The organism is Pseudoalteromonas sp. meg-B1, from assembly GCF_003173795.1.
GTDB lineage: Bacteria > Pseudomonadota > Gammaproteobacteria > Enterobacterales > Alteromonadaceae > Pseudoalteromonas > Pseudoalteromonas undina.
Genome location: NZ_QGQU01000002.1, coordinates 1 through 21874, shown reverse-complemented (window position 1 = coordinate 21874; position 21874 = coordinate 1). Strand labels below are relative to the sequence as shown.

General features: G+C 38.9%; 26 protein-coding genes. 5 read left to right on the top strand and 21 right to left on the bottom strand.

Annotated elements, in window-relative coordinates:
• Positions 1-8: 8 nt before the first annotated feature.
• From DK924_RS08645 to DK924_RS08635, 3 genes are all read right to left on the bottom strand, one after another.
• The gene (locus DK924_RS08645) at positions 9-296 is read right to left on the bottom strand and encodes a putative quinol monooxygenase (RefSeq protein ID WP_109874911.1); all 288 of its coding nucleotides are present in this window, start codon (positions 294-296) and stop codon (positions 9-11) included.
• Positions 297-362: 66 nt separating this feature from the next.
• Positions 363-1178, bottom strand: a complete 816-nt coding sequence (gene dkgB, locus DK924_RS08640; RefSeq protein WP_054201217.1) for a 2,5-didehydrogluconate reductase DkgB — start codon at positions 1176-1178, stop codon at positions 363-365.
• A 149-nt stretch (positions 1179-1327) separates the two neighbouring features.
• Positions 1328-2500, bottom strand: a complete 1173-nt coding sequence (locus DK924_RS08635; RefSeq protein WP_181388761.1) for an MFS transporter — start codon at positions 2498-2500, stop codon at positions 1328-1330.
• Between the two features lie 115 nt (positions 2501-2615).
• Between DK924_RS08635 and DK924_RS08630 the strand changes: the two genes are divergently transcribed.
• Complete coding sequence (locus tag DK924_RS08630; RefSeq protein WP_171043282.1) at positions 2616-3503, top strand: LysR family transcriptional regulator; 888 nt, start codon at positions 2616-2618, stop codon at positions 3501-3503.
• A 113-nt stretch (positions 3504-3616) separates the two neighbouring features.
• Positions 3617-4657, top strand: coding sequence for a metal-dependent hydrolase (locus tag DK924_RS08625; protein ID WP_075170242.1), 1041 nt, complete (start codon positions 3617-3619; stop codon positions 4655-4657).
• 77 nt (positions 4658-4734) lie between these two features.
• Here the strand turns inward: DK924_RS08625 and DK924_RS08620 are convergent, their stop codons facing one another.
• From DK924_RS08620 to DK924_RS08610, 3 genes are all read right to left on the bottom strand, one after another.
• Positions 4735-5643: a GGDEF domain-containing protein gene (locus DK924_RS08620; protein ID WP_109874908.1), complete on the bottom strand. Its 909-nt coding sequence runs from the start codon at positions 5641-5643 to the stop codon at positions 4735-4737.
• A 5-nt stretch (positions 5644-5648) separates the two neighbouring features.
• Positions 5649-6455, bottom strand: coding sequence for an alpha/beta fold hydrolase (locus DK924_RS08615; RefSeq protein WP_109874907.1), 807 nt, complete (start codon positions 6453-6455; stop codon positions 5649-5651).
• 277 nt (positions 6456-6732) lie between these two features.
• Positions 6733-7002: a hypothetical protein gene (locus tag DK924_RS08610; protein WP_010388978.1), complete on the bottom strand. Its 270-nt coding sequence runs from the start codon at positions 7000-7002 to the stop codon at positions 6733-6735.
• Between the two features lie 232 nt (positions 7003-7234).
• Here DK924_RS08610 and DK924_RS08605 point away from each other — a divergent pair, with 232 nt between their 5' ends.
• Positions 7235-7501 (top strand): type B 50S ribosomal protein L31, encoded by a 267-nt coding sequence (locus tag DK924_RS08605; RefSeq protein ID WP_109874906.1) that lies wholly within the window; start codon positions 7235-7237, stop codon positions 7499-7501.
• Positions 7498-7632: a type B 50S ribosomal protein L36 gene (ykgO, locus tag DK924_RS08600; protein WP_004586489.1), complete on the top strand. Its 135-nt coding sequence runs from the start codon at positions 7498-7500 to the stop codon at positions 7630-7632. Before DK924_RS08605 ends, ykgO begins: the two co-directional genes overlap by 4 nt.
• A gap of 50 nt (positions 7633-7682) precedes the next feature.
• Here ykgO and DK924_RS08595 read toward each other — a convergent pair whose 3' ends face one another.
• On the bottom strand, positions 7683-8069 hold the full coding sequence (locus tag DK924_RS08595; RefSeq protein ID WP_008463841.1) for an OsmC family protein: 387 nt from the start codon (positions 8067-8069) through the stop codon (positions 7683-7685).
• A 9-nt stretch (positions 8070-8078) separates the two neighbouring features.
• On the bottom strand, positions 8079-8468 hold the full coding sequence (locus DK924_RS08590; RefSeq protein ID WP_054201221.1) for a cytochrome b562: 390 nt from the start codon (positions 8466-8468) through the stop codon (positions 8079-8081).
• A gap of 133 nt (positions 8469-8601) precedes the next feature.
• Here DK924_RS08590 and DK924_RS08585 point away from each other — a divergent pair, with 133 nt between their 5' ends.
• Complete coding sequence (locus DK924_RS08585) at positions 8602-9681, top strand: ABC transporter substrate-binding protein (protein WP_055011981.1); 1080 nt, start codon at positions 8602-8604, stop codon at positions 9679-9681.
• Positions 9682-9747: 66 nt separating this feature from the next.
• On the opposite strand, the gene DK924_RS08580 is transcribed toward DK924_RS08585, so the two are convergent.
• The 13 genes from DK924_RS08580 to DK924_RS18745 form a co-directional block, all read right to left on the bottom strand.
• Complete coding sequence (locus DK924_RS08580) at positions 9748-11526, bottom strand: alpha-amylase family glycosyl hydrolase (RefSeq protein ID WP_109875257.1); 1779 nt, start codon at positions 11524-11526, stop codon at positions 9748-9750.
• Positions 11527-11551: 25 nt separating this feature from the next.
• Positions 11552-12772 (bottom strand): hypothetical protein, encoded by a 1221-nt coding sequence (locus DK924_RS08575; protein WP_008115311.1) that lies wholly within the window; start codon positions 12770-12772, stop codon positions 11552-11554.
• Positions 12765-14504, bottom strand: a complete 1740-nt coding sequence (locus DK924_RS08570; protein WP_109874905.1) for an HAD-IIB family hydrolase — start codon at positions 14502-14504, stop codon at positions 12765-12767. The genes DK924_RS08575 and DK924_RS08570 overlap by 8 nt, the downstream gene beginning before the upstream one ends.
• Before the next feature lie 148 nt (positions 14505-14652).
• Positions 14653-15891, bottom strand: a complete 1239-nt coding sequence (locus tag DK924_RS08565; RefSeq protein ID WP_055011979.1) for a uracil-xanthine permease family protein — start codon at positions 15889-15891, stop codon at positions 14653-14655.
• 9 nt (positions 15892-15900) lie between these two features.
• The gene (upp, locus tag DK924_RS08560) at positions 15901-16533 is read right to left on the bottom strand and encodes a uracil phosphoribosyltransferase (RefSeq protein WP_008466150.1); all 633 of its coding nucleotides are present in this window, start codon (positions 16531-16533) and stop codon (positions 15901-15903) included.
• Between the two features lie 133 nt (positions 16534-16666).
• Complete coding sequence (locus DK924_RS08555; RefSeq protein WP_181388773.1) at positions 16667-17614, bottom strand: DUF1679 domain-containing protein; 948 nt, start codon at positions 17612-17614, stop codon at positions 16667-16669.
• A gap of 211 nt (positions 17615-17825) precedes the next feature.
• Positions 17826-18932: a serine hydrolase gene (locus tag DK924_RS08550; RefSeq protein ID WP_055011978.1), complete on the bottom strand. Its 1107-nt coding sequence runs from the start codon at positions 18930-18932 to the stop codon at positions 17826-17828.
• Between the two features lie 109 nt (positions 18933-19041).
• Complete coding sequence (locus DK924_RS08545; protein WP_008466158.1) at positions 19042-19356, bottom strand: hypothetical protein; 315 nt, start codon at positions 19354-19356, stop codon at positions 19042-19044.
• Positions 19357-19469: 113 nt separating this feature from the next.
• Positions 19470-19859 carry a hypothetical protein gene (locus DK924_RS08540; protein WP_109874903.1) on the bottom strand — a complete coding sequence of 130 codons (390 nt, stop codon included), beginning with the start codon at positions 19857-19859 and terminating at the stop codon, positions 19470-19472.
• 124 nt (positions 19860-19983) lie between these two features.
• On the bottom strand, positions 19984-20370 hold the full coding sequence (locus DK924_RS08535) for a hypothetical protein (RefSeq protein ID WP_075170248.1): 387 nt from the start codon (positions 20368-20370) through the stop codon (positions 19984-19986).
• A 136-nt stretch (positions 20371-20506) separates the two neighbouring features.
• On the bottom strand, positions 20507-20908 hold the full coding sequence (locus DK924_RS08530) for a hypothetical protein (protein ID WP_258306444.1): 402 nt from the start codon (positions 20906-20908) through the stop codon (positions 20507-20509).
• Positions 20909-21009: 101 nt separating this feature from the next.
• Positions 21010-21522, bottom strand: a complete 513-nt coding sequence (locus DK924_RS08525; protein ID WP_010388992.1) for a DUF4410 domain-containing protein — start codon at positions 21520-21522, stop codon at positions 21010-21012.
• A gap of 110 nt (positions 21523-21632) precedes the next feature.
• Positions 21633-21874, bottom strand: a 242-nt coding sequence (locus DK924_RS18745) for a hypothetical protein (RefSeq protein WP_181388760.1), incomplete at its 5' end; no start/stop codon positions are given.

Genomic DNA, 21874 nt, shown 5'->3' with positions numbered 1-21874 from the left:
TTGTGCTGCTAACCAATGGTTTTATACACATCAATATTAGTAGAGGTAATAAATGTACCGACTGCATCACCAAAGGCTTTAAAGTGTGGTGCGTTTTTATGGGCTTCAAAATGCTCATTAGACGCCCATTGCTCACTCACTAAATAGATGGTTTGCTCAGCATCGTTTTTAACTGATAGCTCGTAACGCAGGCAGCCTACTTCTTGCCGCGAATACTGTTGTAAGTTTTCGAGCTCGGTTAAAAGGCGCTCTGCATCGCTATTTTCACTCGATAGTGTGGCAATTACCGTTAACATGGGTGTTCCTTGTTTAAAAAATAAAGGTGCAGCTTTACTGCACCTGTTTTAGCTTTAGCTCTTTGGTTATTGATCCCACTGCGGTGCAAAGTCTGGCGATGCTTGGCGGTCGTTGCAGTCAAGGCCATCTATACGTGCTATGTCTTCATCATCAAGTTTAACTTTGTCGTTAAAGTTATCTTCTAGGTTTTTACGCTTAGTCGATGATGGAATAGTGGTCATGCCATTGGCATTTTCCCATGCAATAACCACTTGCGCTGGCGTTGCATCATGCTTGTTAGCAATATCAATAATGGTTTGATCTGTTAAAACCTTACCCACAACAAATGGCATATAGGCGGTAACATGAATTTTATGTTGATCGCAAAAAGCGCGCAGTTTAGTGTTGGTTAAATATGGATGTACCTCAATTTGATTAGTGAATATTTCGCGAGGATCTAAGGTTTGCATTGCCTCATTTAAGTTGGCAATGGTGAAGTTAGATACACCAATATGTTTAGTTAACCCCAGCTTTTTTGTTAACAGCAGCTCGGTTAAATATTCACTCATGGGTTCATTATTTGCGGGCGCTGGCCAATGAATTAACAATAAGTCGACATAATCAAGCTGTAGCTTCTCTAAAGATGTTTTAACACTGTCAACAAAGTCAGCTTTGTTGAGCTTGTTATTCCATACTTTGGTGGTTATAAATAATTCTTCACGAGGAATATTGCTGTCTTTAATTGCTTGGCCAACTTGCTCTTCATTGCCATATATTTGCGCGGTATCAATGTGGCGAAATCCAACTTCTAACGCCATTTTTACAGATTCATAAGCTGTTTTACCTTCTAAACGAAAAGTACCCATACCTAAATCTGGCATTTCAATTACACGTTGTGTCATAGCTTTATCCTTGTTTAATAATAGGTTTAAAATTCAAACGACGCGTTTACTAAATACACCTATTACTTTTTTTGATTTAAAATTTTGACCTCATGTGAATACTGAGGTCATTAATTTTTATTTCAAGACTAACCTATATAAGTTCGGCTTTATTTAGCCTGAACATTATGTTTATCTAGCCTGCCACTGTATCGAGTGACTATTAAAGCCAGTAATGAAACAACGGCCCCAATCCATGCGGTATCTTTTAGTTCCATATGCTCGACTACAAGCCCCCCTGTAACAGAGCCTAAGGCTATTCCAATATTAAACGCCGCGATGTTTAAGCCCGATGCTACATCTACCGCATTAGGAGTGTGCTTTTTTGCCAGTTTTACTACATAAAGCTGCAATCCTGGTACATTACCAAATGCAAATGCCCCCCATATTAAAATAGTAAGCACTGCGGCTACTTTTGATTCCATAGTAAAGGCGAAAGCCAATAAAATAATTGTTAACGCGCTAAATATAATACTCAGTGCGCTAATTGGGCCTCGCTTGTCGGCTAATTTTCCGCCCCATATATTACCAACAGCCACCGACACACCATAAACCAGCATTATTAAACCAATAGCGGATGGTGCAAAGCCAGTTTGCTGCTCTAATATAGGCGCTAAATAAGTAAATGCGGTGAACGTACCGCCGTAGCCTAATATAGTCATTAAATAAACGAGCAATAAGCGCGGCTTAACAATAACCTGTAGCTGCTCTTTAAACGTCTCCGGAATAGACTGCTTTAAGTTTTTTGGTACTAAAATAGCACTGCCAATTAGCGCAATTAAACCTAATGCCGAAACCACTAAAAACGTTGCACGCCAGCCAAAGTGCTGGCCAATCCATGTTCCTAATGGCACACCCGTTACAAGCGCTACCGTAAGGCCAGTAAACATAATTGCAATAGCGCTCGCCTCTTTGTCTTTACTTACCAAGCTTGTTGCTATCATTGAGCCAATAGAGAAAAATACACCATGAGCTAATCCTGTTAGTATGCGCGCCAGTATTAGTGTTTCGTAACTCGGCGCTTGCCAAGCTAATAAATTACCCATAACAAATAAGCCCATAAGACTTATAAGTACCACTTTTCGGTTCCAGCGACCCGTTAATGCAGTGAGTACCGGTGCGCCAATAGCTACACCAACTGCATATAAGCTCACTAGTAAGCCTGCTGATGGTAAGCTCACGCCTAAATCGTTTGCAATAGTTGGCACTAAACCCACTATAACAAACTCGGTTGTTCCAATTGCAAATGCGCTTAAGGTAAGCGCCCATAAAGCCAATGGCATAAATACATCCTCATTTTTAAAATAGATGCATAGTGTGAGTAAAAGCTCCTTTGCAATAAATAGCATAAATGGCAAAATACTTTTGTTTATTTTGCAAATATAAATGAGTGAATTTATGCCTGTTCAAGCTAAAACTGAAGATCTAGAAATGTTTATTACCATTGTTGATTGTGGCAGTTTTTCCGGTGCGGCTAGTTTACTCGATTTAAATGTAGCTAAGGTTTCAAGAGCGCTATCTCGCCTCGAAAGCAGGCTAAACTGCACATTACTAAACAGAACAACTCGGCGCTTAGAACTGACCGAGGAAGGGCATATATATATAGAATATGCGCGAAAGGCTTTAAACACGCTGCTCTTAGGGGAAGAAACAATAAAGCTACTTAAGCAAGCACCTAGCGGGCACTTGCGTATAGATGCAGCAAGCCCTTTTGTTTTACATCAACTAGCGCCACTAGTTAATGAATTTAAAAAGCAATACCCGCAAATCACGCTCGATATTACCTCACACGACAATATTATTGATTTACTTGAGCGCAAAACAGATTTAGCTATTCGCATTGGAGACTTAAAAGATTCAAACCTGCACGCGCGAAAATTAGGCCAAAGTAAATTAAAATTGGTCGCAAGCGCTGATTATTTAAAAAATGCGCCACCGTTACAGCAAGTTTCAGATCTTAAAAACCATAACCTAATTGGCTTCAGTGAGCCCAATACTCTTAATCAATGGCCCTTGAAGCATGAGCAATCACTGCACTTTGATTTAAGGGCTAGCAGCGGCGAAACCATTAGGCATTTATGTATTGCTGATCAAGGCATAGCACTTCTCTCACAATTTATGATTGCAGAAGATTTAGCCAAAAAACGATTAATAGAAGTTTTACCCCACAGCGTGAGTAGCCCAAATAATCGAGAATCTATTTATGGCGTTTATTACAAAAATGGGGCGGTTTCTTCCCGTATCGTTGCATTTTTAGATTTTATACAACCGCGACTAAGTTTATAAATCACTTTTAAATTGAGTTTAAAGAGCAACTTAATGAAATAATTTACATTATTGACGGTTTTAAGATTAAGCTGAGTATAAACACTGCAGTTGCATTATTTGGATGAGGTAGTATGGATTCTTTAACACAAGTCGCATTAGGCAGTGCCGTAGGCTACGCGGTACTAGGCAATAAAGTAGGTAGAAAAGCCGTTGCGTGGGGCGCTATTTTAGGCACTTTACCCGATCTAGATGTATTTTTACCCTATGGCGGCAGTGTAGAGGCATTTACCTATCATCGCGGTTTTAGCCATTCTTTATTTGTGCATTTATTAATAAGCCCGCTGATTGTGTGGCTAATATTAAAAATACACACAGGCATGCAGGCTTATAAAGCTCGTTGGTTTTGGTTAGTTTTTTTGTGCTTATCAACACATGCTTTATTAGATTCACTCACCGTTTATGGTACTCAGCTAATGTGGCCCTTAAGTGAATACCCTTTTGCGGTATCCAGCATGTTTATTATTGACCCCCTTTACACCTTACCGTTATTAATTGGTTTAGCTTTTACTTTATTACCTAAAATAAGCACAAGTAAAGCCTATAAAATCAATGCAATTACACTTAGCCTAAGCACAGCGTATTTATGCCTTGCCTTTGTGTTTAAACTCAATATTGACGACAAGGTAAAAACAGCACTGAACAATCGCGATATTGACGCAACCGGCTATATTAGTACGCCTGCCCCGCTCACTACTTTACTTTGGCGTGTAGTAGTGATGTCTGACGGTCACTACTACGAGGGTTATGCCTCCGTGTTTGACTCGCCCAGTGATGTAACCTTAAATGCCTACAATACAACACCGTCTTTAATTAAGCCTATTGACAACCAATGGGGCATACAAAGGCTACAATGGTTTACAAAAGGGTTTTATTCTATTCGCCAGCAAACCGATAACGTGATTTTGTCAGATTTAAGAATGGGTATGGAATGCCAATACGTATTTAACTTTGTGGTAGGTGAGCAAGCTGACTCGGGTATTAAAGTGGGTAGTTTTGAGCGACTCTCTCAGCGCCCTAGCTTTAGTAATGCCGGTAATATTTGGCAGCGAATTTGGCAACCTGAAGTCTCGCTAGCATCTCCATTGGCTAAAAATAACTGCTCGTTGCCATAATTAAGGGTTAAGCAAGCACTGCCTGTAAAAAGAGCCAAACAACATTGTTGCTTAATCACTCGATTAGCAACAATGAATTAAGAATGCATGTAAGTGGTGTTTTTGCCGTTTGCCTTAGCCTGATAAACAGCGTTATCAGCATGCTTAAACAGCTCAGTAAACGTGCTGTTACTATCACTCATACATGCACCTACACTGACTGTTAGCCCTTCACTGCCCACTTTAATTTCAGCAATTAATTGGTGTAGTCTTTGGCAAAATATTAAGGTATCTGCTCTATGGGTGTCGGGCAGCATAATTAAAAACTCTTCCCCACCATAGCGTGCAACTAAATCAGTTTGTCTGCTTATTTTTTTAAGACATTGGCCTAGTTCTTTTAGCACCCTGTCGCCCTCTAAATGACCATAGGTATCGTTGATCTGTTTAAAATCATCAATATCAATCACTAATAGTGCAACTGAGCGGTATGTTCTTTTTGCTTGTTCGAGTAATAAAACACTGCGGTAATCCATTTCACGCCTGTTTAATAGCGATGTTAGCTCATCGGTAGACGCTAAAGATTGCAAGCGCTCAGTTTGTGCTTCTAGCTTTTCCCGTGTTTTTATCAACTCATCGTAGAGTTTATCTCGCTGCGTAGCATTAAAAAAGCTCCAGTATATAAACCCCTTTTCGTCAAGCTGAGCATTAACGGTAACCGCCACTCGCTCCCCCTGAGCACTGAGCATAATTAACTGCATTTCTTGGCATTTTTTTTCGTGTATTAAGGTAGGAAGCACATAACTTTGTAAAAATATTTTTGAAGATTTAGTTAGGATTTTGTCAATATACTTGCCAATAAGTTCATTGCAATGCCAGTGTAGTTCCTTTTTAAAATAAGTATTTACATAAACAATTACGTTATCCGCATTGGTCACCAATGCGCCACTTAAAAAGTAATCAGCAGAGTAATCTGTAACTCTATTATCATCTAATTGATGCAGTGGCATTAAGGCTAACTCACAAAGTCAATAATCGAACGGCCGACTGTTTCTGGGTGAGTCATATGAATACAATGACCATGTGCGCTTATAACTTGGAGCGTCGAACTTGGAATTTCATTTGCGACAAATTCGCCTACAGATGACGCCGCTAAAGCATCATGCTCACTTTGTAAAACTAATGATGGCTGTTTTATATGTTTAAGCGTAGCGCGATAATCAGATAAAAAAGTGGCTTCTGCAAAGGTTTTTGCAATCAGTGGATCGGTTGAACAAAAGCTCCCCGATAACTCGGCTATAAATTCATCAGGGTGAGAACTACCCATAACTAAAGGTGCTAAGTAATTGGCCCAGCCAATGTAATTTTTATCCATCAGGTTAAGTAGTTCGTGCAAGTCTTGTTTTTCAAACCCGCCAAAATAATCAGGGGGTAAATTTAAAAAGCACGGTGAAGGACAAATCATAACAAGCTGAGCAAATAACTCTGGCTGCTCAATGGCGGCAAGTGCCCCAATTGTTGCGCTAACAGAGTGACCTATAAAAGTCACATCGCTAAGATCAAGTGCGTCACATATCTCAAGTACATCTTTGGCATAGCCATCAAGGGTTGAATAACGCTTTTTGTTGTATTGAGAAATATCAGACTTACCAGAGCCTACATAATCAAACAGCACTAAAGTAAAATGTTGCTCAAGCACTGGAGTAACAAACCGCCACATATTTTGGTCACAACCAAATCCATGAGCCAAAACCAAGGTTTTATCACCCTTGCCAATTATTTTGACGTTGTTTCTTTTGCGTATTTCATTTAAGTGCGGCATTAGAATGATCCTCTTCTTTGTTCACCCAATAAAAGTAGTACATTTATTAAACATAGTGAGGACTACTGTTTATATAAATAAGTTTAACTCATTGCAAAGCTTTATACATCAATTAGTTAGATGAAAAATCATCAAGAGAAAAAGTACATACTATTGTATTAAAAAGTGTGATTATTTATTTTGCTTAGGGATAAAAACACACACATTTGTTAACATTAAATTACATCTTTAGCAGCCGGCATCATCTTAAATAAAATGGCTATTACAACAAAACGGATTAGTTCTGGTGCTCGTACTGCCCACGATAAACTTCAAATACTTTTAATACGGTGTGTTGTTCTTTTGAAAGCGCGTCAAACCAATCGTCAAATAATTCATCATCTTCTTGTTCGCTTAATGCTAAATAATGAGCAAGTAATTCAATGATGTCGTTATGAGAACACCCTAACGAATCAACTTGTTTAGCCAATATACTGTGGTCACGCTCTCTGAGAGTATCCATGACTCCTTGGTCGATTTGGTCTTGTTGTGCCTGAGCGTCACTCATAAAACTACCTCTATTAACGTTATTAAATTCTTATTATTTTGTTCGCTGAGTCTAGTTATAGCAGCCTAAATACTAATAGCCAGTACTTTTGATCTAAGTGCTTATTTTTTGACTATTTTGTGCAAATACACAGCAATTACACTGCGTTTAAGGCTATTTAAAATGATTTGCAAAGGGAAAATAAATACGTTAAATTAAATGATATACTATCACATAACACTCTAGGCGTTTTATGAAGCCCAATATTCACCCTGATTACCATGTGGTTGCTTTTCATGATACTGCAGCTGATTCTTACTTTATTATTGGTTCAACCATTAAAACCAATCGCACCATAGAAATTAAGGGTAAAACATACCCTTATGTTCCTATTGATGTCTCAAGTGACTCACATCCATTTTATACAGGCAAACAAAAAACGCTCGCTACTGATGGACGCGTTGCGCAATTTAATCGTCGGTTTAAAAACCTCTCTACAGCTAAAAAGGAAAGCAAATGAAAGTTTTAAGTTCATTAAAAAGTGCAAAACAACGACCAGGTTGTCAAATTGTAAAGCGCAAAGGGCGAGTATTCGTGATATGTAAAGATAACCCTAGATTTAAAGCTGTGCAGGGTATGAAGAAAAAGTAGCAAGATAAAATAATGCCGAGTTTATACTCGGCATTATTATTAGGGTCTGTTTATTTAACTACAACAGAAAACTCAGGCACTGCTTGAATAACCTTTTTCACGGTACATGTATTCACCGCAGCAATCAGCGCTTTTTTATATTTAGCTGGGAAACCTTCTGGCAAGCCAATTTCGATTGAAAAAAGCTTCTTACCGTTTTCATCTACATTTTCGTTATTTTGTGTCAGTGTCATCCCCTCGGTCGAGATCTCTCTTTGCTGACAAAATTTACGCGCATAAAAACCAGCACACAACACCATGCTTACTAAAAAATAGTCAAACGGTTCTGGATGTTCTGCATCACCACCAGCGTTTATGCTTTGATCGCTTATAACTTCATGCTCACCAAACTTAGCACTTAACTTTTGACCATCTAACATTGAAACCGAAATTTCCATTACTAATCCTTATTTTCCAAACAATAATTCAAAAAAGCCTGGAGGCTCGTGTAATTCGTGATATTTTTTGCGCAAATTATCAATCGCCTTAAGTGGTTTTTTTGCCGACTCAAGCCCCTGCTCGTTCGCTACTTTTTTGGCTAACTGGGCTTGAATAAGCACCTTATCTAGCCCTTGCACCGACTTTTCAGCTTCTTTATAAAACTTGGCTTGCTTACTTTGCTCTATCAATTTAATAAATTCATCGATAGCGCCATTAAATTCTGCTAACTGGGTTGCTTCAACACTTTGTTTATAAGCAAGCCCAATGTTTTTCATGGTCTTTTCTAAGTCGCTCATTTCATTTGCGGCAACTGTTTGACTAAATATTAATACCATTAACAACAAAACTGCTTTCATTAATACACCCTAAAAAATAATTGTTGCATACATACTAAACTTACTGAGGTATTATATAGCATAACGCCTAGATGTCATACGGAGCACTTCCACAAGGATAAAATTGGGCTTTAAAAAGTTTACAGAGAAATGTATGTCCTTGTTTAAATTATACCGCCTGCTAACGTTTACCTGCCTTCTGTTGGGTAGTTATAGTGCTTATGCCCTAGAAGTCATATTTATTAACCCTGGTTTTTCTAACACGGAAAATGCACAGAACAGCACCGGAAACTTTTGGTTTGATGTTTCTAAAATCATGCAAAATGCAGCCACTGATTTAGATGTTACATTAACGATAAAATACGCCAACCGAAATCATATTTTAATGAAAGAGCTTATTCAGCAGGCTATAAATGATAAGCCCGATTACCTGATCCTCGTAAACGAAAAGAATGTTACCAGTAAGTACCTCTCTAAAATAGACAGTAAACATGTCCCTATTTACTTTTTATTAAATCGCCCTTCGCCTACGTCACTTGATATGTTACGTAAAAATGGCACTAACATAGTCGGTAGTATTACCCCAAATAATCGCGTTGCAGGTAAATCATTGATGCAGCAGCTTTATAAAAAGTTTACCAATAAAACAACAACTAGCGCACATATATTGGCGTTATTAGGCGACTATGCAACGCCTGCTTCTATTATGCGCACTCAAGGGTTAATGGATTTTTTAGCGCAAACGCCGCAAGTTACTTTAATCGCTAAAGAGGTTGCCAATTGGTCTGAACAAGAAGGGTTTACAAAAACTTTGGCGTATATGCATCAAGCCCCTGAAATTAACATTATTTGGTGTGCAAATGACGCCATTGCTTTTGGCGCAAAAAGGGCATTAAAACAGCTAAACATGCAATCTCAGGTTATTGTGGGCGGTATTAACTGGGAGGTTCCACCTAATAATGGTTCAGAGCTTGATGTATCTATAGGAGGTCATGTTTTGTTAGGTGCTTATGCTCTGGTTAATCTGTTCGACAACCATACGCAACCAAAACTTAGTCCTTTGCTTCATCGTTCAGCTGATATTTTTGACCCACTTACTGATGAAAACACCCCCTTATATACGGCGATAAATACAACAGGTCTAGCAGAAATAAACTTTATACAGTTTAGTAAAACACGCGCTGACTGGCATAAATTCACAATAGAAAATCTACTTTTAGCGCTTAAACAATAGCACTGTAAAGCCCCTTTACAGTGCGGTTACTTTATTTAAAACTCTGAATGTAATTGTTTGCGTTATTTATGCCTTATTAGATAGCCAAAGCGTTTGATAGGGTGCTAACTGCATGGTTTGTAACGCGTCATCGAGTGTTGTATTAGAAATTAGCTCAACCCATTGCTGGGTATTTATTAAGTTTAAGTCGGCTAAGGTTAAGCTTTGTGGCTGACTGCTAATATTATAAACACAAAAAATACTTTGTTGGCGGTCTATACTTTGTCGCCAAAAACCAAATAACCCCTCTCCTAAGTGCAAAGTAAATTGTGTAGCATTAGGATGGAATGCAGCTTGCCTTTTACGCACTGATAATAACTGTTTTATTCCCTTGAACACCTGGTAATGGTGGCTGTATTTTTCTTCAATAGCCGCTAATAATTTTGATTCTTGCCAGCGATGACGATTAATTGCGCGATTGTGCTGCGAATTTTCAAAGCGCTCATAGTCATTAGTTGTGCCAAGTAAACTATGTATGTATAACCCCGGTATTCCTTCCATAGCAAACATAATGGCATGGGCACACAAAAAACGCTCAAGCCCATATTTATCTGCGCCATTATGCGTCCCTTGTAAGGCATCAAACAAGGCAATATTTAGCTCATAGGGGGTATGTGTACCATCGTGACTGGTGCGCATTGAAACACGACCCCCAAATTGCATGGTCGTACTTACTAACGAAGCAACTTCACTCGGTTGTAATAAGCCTTCAATTGGCCTCAAACCAATGCCATCATGAGAGGCTATAAAATTAAAATATGCGGTACCGTTTTGCGCTGGCGGCATGCTCATCATCCAGTGCTTAAGCGCGGTACTATCACCACTAAGTAAAGTGTGCAATAACAACGGCGGCAAAGCAAAGTTATAAATTGCATGGGCTTCGTTGGCATTACCAAAGTAAGATAGGTTTTCTTGATTAGGAATATTGGTTTCGGTAATAATCACCACACTGGGCTCAGCATGCTCAATCAGCGTTCGCAGTAAACGCACCACTTCATGGGTTTGTGGCAAGTTTATACAACTGGTGTTGAGTTTTTTCCATAAAAAGGCCACAGCATCAAGGCGAAATAGGTGAATACCGTTATCTAAATAGTGGCGAATAATGCCAACAAACTCTTTTAAAACCTCAGGGTTTTCAAAATTAAAATCCACCTGATCATGACTAAATGTACACCATACATGCTTATCACCGCTTGCTGTGGCTACCGTATGTAATAATGGCGAGGTTCGTGGGCGCACTACTTGGCTTAAATCATCAGTTAAACTGGCTGTTTTAAAGTAGTCTTTCCCTGGGTGAGTATCGGTTAAAAAGTTTTCAAACCAAAGGCTTCGGCTAGAACAATGATTAATCACTAAATCAGCCATTAACTTTACATCTTTTGCAATCGCGTTAATATCTTGCCAGTCGCCCAGCGCTTCATTAACTTGCGCATAGTTCATTACCGCAAATCCTTCATCTGAGCTGTATGGATAAAAAGGTAAAATATGCAGTGCATTAAGCTGGTGATCGCACTGCTCTTTTATAAAGCGATGCAAGGTTTTTAACGGCGCCTCTAGGGGAGTTCCAACTGCTAACTCACTGTCTTCATGATTTATTATAGAATCGCCATAGGCAATTAAAACAATATCTTGTTCATCCCAGCGATTAGTGTGCGGCGTAGGATCTCGAAGTGGGTTATTACTCAATATCAAGGTGATTAATTCTTCAGCCAACTCAGCTACCGGCATAGGTAACTCAACCCCTTGATAAATAGTATGTAAATGTTGTTCGACTCGTTGAAAAAACTGTTCCCTAACTATGTCCACAGGCGCCTCGTTTAAGTATACCAATTTAACTGTATTGTTCGTTATCAAGCTCAACGGCTTCTTTTAATCGGTCTAGTACATCGGGCATCGCCGAAGCTACACGGTTCCAACTCGGCACAAATGGCGCTTCCATTGGGTTTTCTAAAAAGTGTTGGCCAGCATTCATAATATTTTGTGCAAACATTTCTACCGCTTTTTCTTCTTGGTGAATATCAAGTGTTAAGCCGTTCATTAACGCATCATTATGATAGGTTTCAATAAAGTCTAAACCAATGCGGTAATAAGTCGCTTTTAATGAGCGAATGGTTTCGCTGGTAAAGGTAACCCCCTGAGTCGCTAGCTTTCTAAATAACGCTTTGGTTATATCAATCGACATTTTAGAAAGGCCAGCAGTTTGGTCATCCAGCGATAATTCTTGGTGTTTATGATCGTAATTATCGGCAATATCAACTTGGCATAGGCGGTTATGGGAGTAATTACGGTACATCTCGCTTAATACGCCAATTTCTAATCCCCAGTCACTAGGAATACGAATATCGTTTAATACATCGCGTCTAAACGAAAATTCACCGGCTAATGGGTAACGAAACGAGTCCATATACTCAAGGTAGTCTCTGCTGCCTAATATGGTTTTAAACGAGCGTAATAACGGAGTAACCAGTAAACGCGATACTCGACCATTTATTTTTCCATTGGCAGTACGCGGGTAAAAGCCTTTACAAAATTCATAGTTAAATCGAGGATGTGCAACGGGATAAATTAATCGCGCTAATAAGCCTCGGTCATAAGTTAAAATATCGCAATCATGTAGTGCTATTGACTCAACCTCCGCGGTAGCGAGTTTATAGCCCATGCAATACCACACATTACGGCCTTTACCGAGCTCACGTGGCGCCACACCTAAGGCTTGAAGCTCTTTATCGAGCGCCTGCAAACGTGGGCCATCGTTCCACAACACTTTATGGTTTTGATCAAGCGATTTAAAAAAGTTCAATGCATAGCGATACTGGCTTTCGTCGGCTCTGTCTAAGCCTATAGTTATTTGCGATAAATACGGTACTTGTTGCAGCTCTTTAACAATATTTTGTAAAGCAGGGCCTTCTAACTCACTAAATAATGAAGGCAATATAAGCCCCATTGGTCGCTGTTTACTAAAGCCAAGTAACTCTTTTTCTAAATCGTCTACGGGTCTATTGGCAATGTTATGTAGTGTTGTAATAATGCCATTTTGATAAAAATCAGCCATGTAAACTATACTCCTCAGAACTGGGTAAAATACTGTTAATACAAGGTAGTGCTGTAATTTCTTCAACCCAGCCTAGCGGTGCCGGCAATTGAGAATAGCGCGCTTTGTTATAGGTTAATTTAACTGGCTTTTTACTCTCTGGATTGGTAATGATGATGGCGATATCAGCCTCTTCTAGCATTTGCTTATCGTTTTCACTATCCCCTAGCGCAATAATGCTCAGCGCTTTAGTAAACTGCGTATTAAACTGCTGCACTAACCATTGCTGAGCCATGCTTTTATCGGTATTTTTTCCAATGTGAACAAAGCGCCCGCCTACTTTAACCTCGTAGCCATATACTGATATCGCATTGATAAATTCATTTAGTTGCTGCTCATCGCCATGCCAGTAGAGCGGATCTGAGTATTGACGGGTTTGTGCTTGCGTTGCTTGTAGCTGGTTTAATCCTGTCATTTTCATTACCTGCTCACTGGTCAGCTCACTAAACAAACTATATTGGTCGCCGTAGTCTTTTTTTAAGCGTTTTAAATCAGTCCATAAATTGCTAATGGGTGCAGCAAACGAGTAACACCAGTAGCCTTGGTATTCGCTGCAGCCAATTGGCCTGAGATTAAAATAATTTTTAGGAATATAAACAGCCGAGCCATTTTCAACAATGAAAGGCTGTGTAATATTAAGCGCTTGTTGCAGTGCCACTACTTCACTAAATGTTTTGCTGGTATTAAATACCACAGGTACACCGCTGTATTGCAGCTCTTGTAATAAGGTATCTACCGCATCGGTGTTGTAATCTCTGTGATTGAGTAATGTGCCATCTAAATCGGTAAAAATGATAGGTTGTACAATACTATCGCTTGTAAGCACCATCGCAGTTACATCTCGATTACTATCGAGCTCTATAAGTGCATTTGCTTTAGCACTAAGGGTGTTGAGGTTTTCACGCGTGATGCGTTCAAAATGAGAAATAAACCACAATAACTGCTCATCAGTCATAGTGCCTGCGCCCTGCCCTTGTTTGGCAATTAACTTGTGTTCTTGCTCTTGGCGCCACGCAAACACATCATCAAAACTCGGGGCTTTGAGCATAATTGTGTAATCGATTTTATCAAAAACGGTTTTATATTCATTGGCTAAACAGCTGTTAATACAGCGACGCCATAACCCTTGTTGATCGTATGATTTTTCTAGCTCGTTAATAGGCTCAACTAAAGTAAAAGGCTGCTGTGGTTCACTGGCTACACACCACCCTTCTAAAATAACAACATCGATCGGCTGACTATTAGTTAACCATTTATTTTTTGCTACGGGTTCATCTTGTTGCTTATCAAAACGCGGCAGCGGTACATTTACTTCAGTATTTAATAAACGGCTAATGGTGTTATCCATCAGCGCAACATCATGTGTACCCGGAACGCCTCTAGTGGCGAATAAACAATGCACATCTTGCGCTAACTGTTGGCGTTTTTGAGTTGATAAATAAAAGTCATCAATAGAAAGCGCAACACAGTTTAGGTGGGTATTTTGGCTAAACCAAGTTACTAAATAATCACCAAGTGTGGTTTTTCCTGAGCCTTGGCAGCCATTAATTGCGACAAATATAGGGGCTGTTTTTTTACTGGTTAGAATGTCCTGCGCAATAGCAGAAAAATACTGCTCGCTAATATACTGATATTTCAACGGCAGTTGGTGTTTTACTAAAAAAGCATTTATATCCACACTCTTGGTCTCCATATAACAATCCCTGAGTCAACTATAGGGTATGACTAAGGAAATGCAGTTACTAGACCAATATTATTTATTGTTACTTTTTAGTAGGTTAAAAAAAAAGCGCATTTAAAATGCGCTTTTTTGGTGCAATATTTTTAACCACAGTGCAAACTTAACTCTGGTTGCTCTGTGCTTTGGGTAATACTAAGTTTAATACTATGCCTAAAATAGCACATAAGCTCACACCTTCTAGGCTGAACTCACTACTACCTATGTACATACCACCAATACCACAAATTAAAATGAGTGCCACAATACTTAAATTGCGCGGTTCACTTAAGTCATCGCCCGATTTAACTAAGGTGTTTAAACCAATAACCGCAATAGAGCCAAATAATAAAATCATTATTCCGCCCATTACTGGCACCGGAATGGTTTGCAAACTAGCGCCCATTTTAGCAACAAATGCTAAGCAAATTGCGATAATGGCAGTCCACATCATTACTTTAGGGTTAAAGTTTTTAGTAAGCATTACCGCACCGGTTACCTCTGAGTAAGTGGTGTTCGGTGGGCCGCCAAATAAGGATGCGGCAGACGTGGCTAAACCATCACCAAATAAGGTGCGATGTAGTCCTGGTTTTTTCAAATAGTCTTTTTTTGTAACTTGGCTAATTGCCATCATGTCGCCAATGTGTTCAATAGCAGGCGCAATTGCCACCGGCACCATAAATAATATGGCTTGCCACTTAAACTCTGGTAACACAAAGTTTGGCACAGCTAACCACTGTGCATTACTTACGGCTTCAAATTGCACTATACCCATAAATAACGATAGCGTGTAACCGGCAACAACACCGGCTAAAATAGGTATTAATTTAAATACCCCTTTACCCCACACGGCAAACACTAAAGTAACGAGCAATGAGAACATAGAGATAATAATAGCGCTGTCGTAGGCAATAATTTGTGTGCCACCATCGCCACTTTTACCCATGGCCATATTAACCGCCGCAGGCGCAAGCGCTAGACCAATTACCATAATCACTGGGCCTACCACAATTGGCGGCAAAATTTTATGTAAGGTTTTTGTACCTTTAAACTTCACCAATAAACTTAATAGCATATAAGTAAAGCCCGCCGCCATTAAACCACCCATAGTGGCGGGTATACCCCACATTTGTACTGAGGCAATAATGGGTGCAATAAACGCAAATGACGAAGCTAAAAAAATAGGCACTTGGCCTTTAGTCACAAACTGAAACAACAAAGTACCTAAACCAGCGGTAAACAAGGCTACGCTAGGATCTAGGCCGGTTAAAATAGGCACTAGTACCAATGCACCAAATGCAACAAATAGCATTTGGGCACCGGTTAGAATGGTTTTTATAGAAAATGTAGAATTATTTTGCACTGCTAAACCTTAGTAAACCGTACCGAAAATTTTGTCACCTGCATCGCCAAGCCCTGGGATGATGTAACCTTTTTCATTTAAATGGCTATCAACTGAGGCAGTAAAAATCTCAATATCAGGGTGAGCGGCTAATGTTTTTTCAACGCCCTCAGGTGCAGCAACCAGTACGATTACTTTAATTTCTTTACAGCCCGCTTTTTTAAGCATATCAATGGTGGCGATCATAGAACCACCAGTAGCCAGCATTGGGTCAATCACTAAGCTTAAACGCTCATCAATATTACCCACTAGTTTTTCAAAGTAGGGAACTGGCTCAAGAGTTTCTTCATTACGCTCTAAACCCACTACACTCACTTTAGCCGCTGGGAGTAACGACATTACGCCGTCCATCATACCAAGGCCCGCACGTAAAATTGGCACCACGGTAATTTTTTTACCCTTAATGTGCTCAACTTTAAGTTTATTACCGTCCCAGCCTGTAATTTCGTTATCTTCTAATTCTAGATTTTTAGTGGCTTCGTAAGTTAATAATGTGCCCACTTCTGAACACAACTCGCGAAAACTTTTCGTGCTAATTCCATGCGCGCGCATTAAACCTAACTTATGTTGAACAAGGGGATGAGAAATAACGTGAATAGCCATAGTAATAAACCTAGTGATAAAAAATTTGACGTATTTTATATTAAAACAGGCCGTTTGACTGTTAATTTTAGTCTTGATTTCATAGTTCGTACCAAAATATTTAATTTAGCCACAACTATAAAGATTTTTGTGTTTATGAGTTGTTACTCGCTAACCAATTATTTACCTGATCATGCATGTAGCTGTTAACCTTTTTGTGTTCTGGGCTCCACCCAAGTAAAAACCGATAAAAGTCTGCCCATGCCACTGGCCATAAATGAGCCCATTGTGTAACAACATCATCAGCATTAATGTGTGGTTGATAGTCACTCAGAGCTTGCTTCAATTGGCTAAAATAATAATCAAGGTAGCTCTGTGCGTGTTTATGAAGCTCAGAATCATCCATACAGCTGGTCATAAAATACATTACATCAATCACCCCAACACCCGCACCCACATATTGAAAATCGTAACCGAGAATATGCCCTTGGCTATTAGCGGCAAAGTTAGCAAGCTTGGCATCACCATGAATTAACGTTTTATAATCACACTGCTTTAACGCGCTGTTTAATAGTGATGCAGCCTGTTTAATATCGGACTTTTCAGGTAAGTTATTAAATTCATCAGGGCGTGTATCTAAATGCCAATAACTTCCTTGCTGCCATAAGCCATCAAACTTTGCATTTAAATGAAAGGCATGAAAATGTGCCAACCACTTTAATATGGCTTTTATATTCTCGGTGGTTGCTTGGCTGTACCCCAGCTTTGAAAAATCTGTAAACACCAAGGCAAACTCATCGCCTTTGTTGATTGCTTTAATGCATTCAATAGCTGCCGCTTGCTTGGGCAGCTTATGACTAAATTGCTGATAAAACGTATATTCAACGTGGTAAGAGTCACGCTTCCTAGTCAGTGCAAAGCTGCTTTGTTTAATTTTAGGGTGATTAATATGATCGGGTACTTTAATCGCTTTAATCACACAGGCTTGCTCATCAAGTTGACACTTCACAATTTGACCACAGCCACTCCAAAGCGAGGTTAGGGTTTCGCCAATAGCTATACGTTCAAAATACGGGGTAAGTAATGGAAGATAAAAAGACATAGCCATATTAGGTTGCTAAATTTTAGTTAGCTTAACATTAGACGGTGTTTTTAATAAAAGGTCTTAGTAAAAAGCTCTGTATGTTTTTTCACAACCCTGTATGTAAAAAACGAATGCTAGTTTTTGAATGGGCGGCAAAATTAACTATGCCACTACAAACTTATCGTCGAATTGAGCGCTTTACCCGCTGAAATACTTTGTTGTATCCATTTTAGTTATGGCTTTGTTTAACAATAGAAAGGATAAGACTATCAATGTCATTATTCACTGCGCCAATACTACTATTACTTAAAATCACATAACCAAAGTTAAGGTCAGTGATAGAGCGTGATAGCGAGACCCAACCACGATTAAATCCAGCAAAGCCAAGACTGCTATTCTTTGCGTCAACAACATAGCTCATACTCCAGCGCCCATTAGTGTTTGGCGCGGGCTTTATCATCAGATCAATTAATTTTTCTGGTAGCAACCCTAAACCATTATAATCACCATCGTTGTTGCGCAACACAGCCATATTAAAGCGGGCTAAGTCTATTGGCGTTGTCTGTAAACCAGCAGCTGCTTTCTCATTAAAATAAACCATGCCCGTGACTTTGCCGGAATTATCGTAAGGTGTTGCCGACTTTTTGATAACTTTTTTAGTAATTTTAAAAGTAGAATCCTTCATATTTAGAGGCTTAAACACGTATTGCTGCATATAGTCTTCAAATGCCATGCCTGACACATCTTCAATTAAAAGTTGCACCACTGAATACCCACCACCAGAATAAGACCATTTTGTATCGGGCACATGAATAAGTTCAACAGATCCGGCGCCATTGTTATTGCCATTTAGTGAGTCAACTATAGATGTTAACTTTTCTGGAGACTCCCAGCCTGTATATGGGCCAAGTGACAAGCCTGAAGTGTGAGATAAGATATTTCTCAATGTTACTTTTTTTGCGTTAAACTCAGACTTAGGGATCTGCCAACGTTTGAGGTATTGGTTTATTGGCGCATCTAAATCGACTTTGCCTTGAGCTACAAGTTGCATTACTCCCCAAACAGTAACCAGCTTAGAAATAGACCCTACGTTAAACATTGTGCTTTGGGTAATCTCAGTTTTGGCTGCTACGTCGGCAAAACCATAGGATCGAAACTCTAGAACTCTATTTCCATTGACAAATGCAAGTGCAACACCAGGAGCTTTGTGTTTATCTAAAATCTTTGGTATGTCATCTTCCAAGCGCTCTGTGATCTCAGACACATCAGTAAACTCTTCAGCGGTAGCAAGACTAGCTAAAAACAATGTAAATATTATCAGTATTGATTTAATCATAACTTTCCTTAGTTCGTAAAACGCCAATATAAACAGACTTGAAATAGTTGGCTAAAATATTAAACAGTGTGAAAACAGCCAACGGTTTTTTTTCGTTTGAATATTCTTACTAAATACCGTTTGTTACCGATAAGTATTTGCTTTTACCGAAACTGACATAATAAATAGTTAAAAAAAGCAATTTGAATATATTACTACCAAAAGAATTTTTAATAATAATTCCTTTGTCAGTAATTGAGGCTACAGGAAAAGTTTGGCTTGAACACCAATCTATTTTCGCTTGAATAGTTTTAGTTGAATCAGGGATGTTTACTGTTTGCGTAACCCCTCTTTTTATAGTGGCAACTTCTACGTCATCCGCAAACAACTTATAGTCTCTTGCCATATCTACAAATTGTTTTGGTCTAAAAACTTGAATATTCATCTAAACTCCATTTAGGTATTTAACACCCCATTAGAGGCAATAAAATAGTTGGTTAAAATAAGCGACGTAGAAACAAAAGCCAACTGTTTTGTCCTGCTTAGTGTGTTTGTTGTCTAAATAAAGCTATAAGCAAGTAACCCTACGCCAACCCCTAAACCAAATATAGATAAGTTGCGTAATATATAGACTTTTTTAGAGATATCATAAATAGTTTTACCTTTTGTTAATGACTCAACTATATAGTCTTGAGCAATTAAAGAGTTAAAAATTGAAAAACAAAAACAACCTAAAGGAATATAAACCTTTGAGCCAAAGGTAAGTACTTTTAATTGAATAAGTATAACAACAGCACCTATTATTGCTGATGATAGCCATGCATACTGTTTTAACAACTCAAAATGTAGCTCTGTTGTAATAGTTTCATTTTGGATTTTATTTTTTTCTACACTTCGAGATTTCTTTATACTATCTTCATTATTTTCGACTTGAACTGATTTTTCCATAATTAGAATAAAACTCCATATTTTGATAAAAACCTAAAGCCCGCATAATGGGCTGATAATTGTTGGCTAAAGTGTATGTAGCGAAGCTGAGTCAGCTGTTAGCAGCCCGCGCTTAAAGCGCCTGTTATGTGCAGTTATTGACTGTTGCTAAACCTAAATCTATATTTGCAACAATATAGCCATACTCTTTCTTAGTTAACTTTTTAGCCTGATATTGTTGCTTAGCTAATTCGTGAGTCCAAGCCTTTTCACATGGAGCTAAGGGAATAGCTGTATCAACCATTAAAAGGTGTTCTTCCTGGATCACACCGCCTTTTTTAACAATACTTTTAGCGCAAAGGCTTAAAGCATATTCAACAGCAAATTTATCAACACTTGGCATACCTATAAATTCTACATCACAACCAAGTTTCTCATTACCTTTAGCATCAATATAATAAAGCTGGCCTGACGTAGTACAACCAGATATAAATAAGATGATAACGAGTAACAAAATATGTCTGATATTCACTTTGCCTCCTTGTGCAAATAAGCCCGTATAAAGGGCTAAAACGTAACGGCGATTTAGTTAAACTTGGCCAAGCCCAAACTCAATCCCCGTGTAGTTTTGATATCCTAGCGAGATTGCGAGCATTTTGATGTGTTTGTTATTTGCCAGACCTTGAATAGATTGATAGCAAAGGAAACTTACTTTCACCAAAGTTGATGGTTAACGATAGTGTCTCATCTGCTTTGAATGATTGTAAAAACTCCAATGGCGCAATTCGCTGCCCGTCTGCAACGATAGCCATTAGGTGTTTATTAGTTAGACTTCGTCGACCTGATGCCATATTAGTCAAGGTTACTACCGCCCAACGCTCACCAGAATCATTACTCATTAATACAAAATTATTTACACTAAAATGACTCTGTTCTGGCTGAGTGTTTGATTCATTTGGAAAGGCTAAATTAAAACTATTAGGTACAACTCTATCAATAGAAAGTACCTCTTCACCTGAATGGGCACCGAATGTACAAACCAGCAATATCCAAGACATCCTTTTCAACATAAGTTCTCTCCTAATTTCATATAACACCTTACAACAGGTGCTCATGGGAGCGTTTTGGCCGTTGTTTGGCCAACGAGCATTTGTCCCTGCCTGATTGCTTGTTAGCTATTCTTTGCACTTGAATTAATGATATCAACTATCTTTTTAGACATAGCTTCTAACTGTCTAGAAGTTGTAGCACCGAATATTCCTTCACTAAACTCTGAACGAGTGTCTAGTTGCGATTCACTAACTATTTGGTTTGTGGATAGGTCTACGAGCTTAACGTTTAGCATCAATTCGGCATCACCTACCATTACACCTGCCATAAATCGACCAAACCCTGAAACATAACGAAAATGCTCTATTGTTATTTCCACGGAGATATCAGCCTGATTAGATGAGTTGCTTGGTATCAAATTACCTTTGTAATCTGTAGTTATTAATGTATTAAGTTCAGTGATACTTTTAGTTAAATCTCTACTTTTAGAGATTGAATTAGATGAGGATATAGCTACTGATATACTATTTGGTATGGCTCCTTGCTGCATGTTCGATGTTTTTACTGATTGCTTAATGTTTGCAGCACAACCCGCAATTAAGCTTACTAAGATGATTAAAATAAAGTTCTTCATTGAATGCTAAATTTCCTTGAATAGCTAACGCCAAGGTAATGGGCAACTTTGTGGCGAAGCCACGCTTAAAGTTGTCCAGCCGCAGGCGATCATTGACCGTTTTGTTATGTTCATTTCATGGCACTTAGCTTGGTTAAGAGAATAGCCACGATGATACCTGGCAAAATAAGTGCGCCGATATTCCACCAGCCCATGATAAGTAGCAATGGCTGGTTGACCACAGTAAGCGTGATATATGTGTAAGCCCCCCATTTGCAGTTTTGCCAGATACCAAATGCTGCGGCTCCAGTTATAAGCGCCGCAATTACGAGCGTGACTTGATAGACAACACCAAAACTTGCGGCAATTTCAC

What these genes read in the sequence shown, in the direction of transcription:
- DK924_RS08645 (WP_109874911.1), bottom strand. Translation starts at nt 296, where the DNA reads ATGTTAACGGTAATTGCCACACTATCGAGTGAAAATAGCGATGCAGAG.
- dkgB (WP_054201217.1), bottom strand. Translation starts at nt 1,178, where the DNA reads ATGACACAACGTGTAATTGAAATGCCAGATTTAGGTATGGGTACTTTT.
- DK924_RS08635 (WP_181388761.1), bottom strand. Translation starts at nt 2,500, where the DNA reads ATGCCATTGGCTTTATGGGCGCTTACCTTAAGCGCATTTGCAATTGGA.
- DK924_RS08630 (WP_171043282.1), top strand. Translation starts at nt 2,616, where the DNA reads ATGCCTGTTCAAGCTAAAACTGAAGATCTAGAAATGTTTATTACCATT.
- DK924_RS08625 (WP_075170242.1), top strand. Translation starts at nt 3,617, where the DNA reads ATGGATTCTTTAACACAAGTCGCATTAGGCAGTGCCGTAGGCTACGCG.
- DK924_RS08620 (WP_109874908.1), bottom strand. Translation starts at nt 5,643, where the DNA reads ATGCCACTGCATCAATTAGATGATAATAGAGTTACAGATTACTCTGCT.
- DK924_RS08615 (WP_109874907.1), bottom strand. Translation starts at nt 6,455, where the DNA reads ATGCCGCACTTAAATGAAATACGCAAAAGAAACAACGTCAAAATAATT.
- DK924_RS08610 (WP_010388978.1), bottom strand. Translation starts at nt 7,002, where the DNA reads ATGAGTGACGCTCAGGCACAACAAGACCAAATCGACCAAGGAGTCATG.
- DK924_RS08605 (WP_109874906.1), top strand. Translation starts at nt 7,235, where the DNA reads ATGAAGCCCAATATTCACCCTGATTACCATGTGGTTGCTTTTCATGAT.
- ykgO (WP_004586489.1), top strand. Translation starts at nt 7,498, where the DNA reads ATGAAAGTTTTAAGTTCATTAAAAAGTGCAAAACAACGACCAGGTTGT.
- DK924_RS08595 (WP_008463841.1), bottom strand. Translation starts at nt 8,069, where the DNA reads ATGGAAATTTCGGTTTCAATGTTAGATGGTCAAAAGTTAAGTGCTAAG.
- DK924_RS08590 (WP_054201221.1), bottom strand. Translation starts at nt 8,468, where the DNA reads ATGAAAGCAGTTTTGTTGTTAATGGTATTAATATTTAGTCAAACAGTT.
- DK924_RS08585 (WP_055011981.1), top strand. Translation starts at nt 8,602, where the DNA reads ATGTCCTTGTTTAAATTATACCGCCTGCTAACGTTTACCTGCCTTCTG.
- DK924_RS08575 (WP_008115311.1), bottom strand. Translation starts at nt 12,772, where the DNA reads ATGGCTGATTTTTATCAAAATGGCATTATTACAACACTACATAACATT.
- DK924_RS08570 (WP_109874905.1), bottom strand. Translation starts at nt 14,504, where the DNA reads ATGGAGACCAAGAGTGTGGATATAAATGCTTTTTTAGTAAAACACCAA.
- upp (WP_008466150.1), bottom strand. Translation starts at nt 16,533, where the DNA reads ATGGCTATTCACGTTATTTCTCATCCCCTTGTTCAACATAAGTTAGGT.
- DK924_RS08555 (WP_181388773.1), bottom strand. Translation starts at nt 17,614, where the DNA reads ATGTCTTTTTATCTTCCATTACTTACCCCGTATTTTGAACGTATAGCT.
- DK924_RS08550 (WP_055011978.1), bottom strand. Translation starts at nt 18,932, where the DNA reads ATGATTAAATCAATACTGATAATATTTACATTGTTTTTAGCTAGTCTT.
- DK924_RS08545 (WP_008466158.1), bottom strand. Translation starts at nt 19,356, where the DNA reads ATGAATATTCAAGTTTTTAGACCAAAACAATTTGTAGATATGGCAAGA.
- DK924_RS08540 (WP_109874903.1), bottom strand. Translation starts at nt 19,859, where the DNA reads ATGGAAAAATCAGTTCAAGTCGAAAATAATGAAGATAGTATAAAGAAA.
- DK924_RS08530 (WP_258306444.1), bottom strand. Translation starts at nt 20,908, where the DNA reads ATGTTGAAAAGGATGTCTTGGATATTGCTGGTTTGTACATTCGGTGCC.
- DK924_RS08525 (WP_010388992.1), bottom strand. Translation starts at nt 21,522, where the DNA reads ATGAAGAACTTTATTTTAATCATCTTAGTAAGCTTAATTGCGGGTTGT.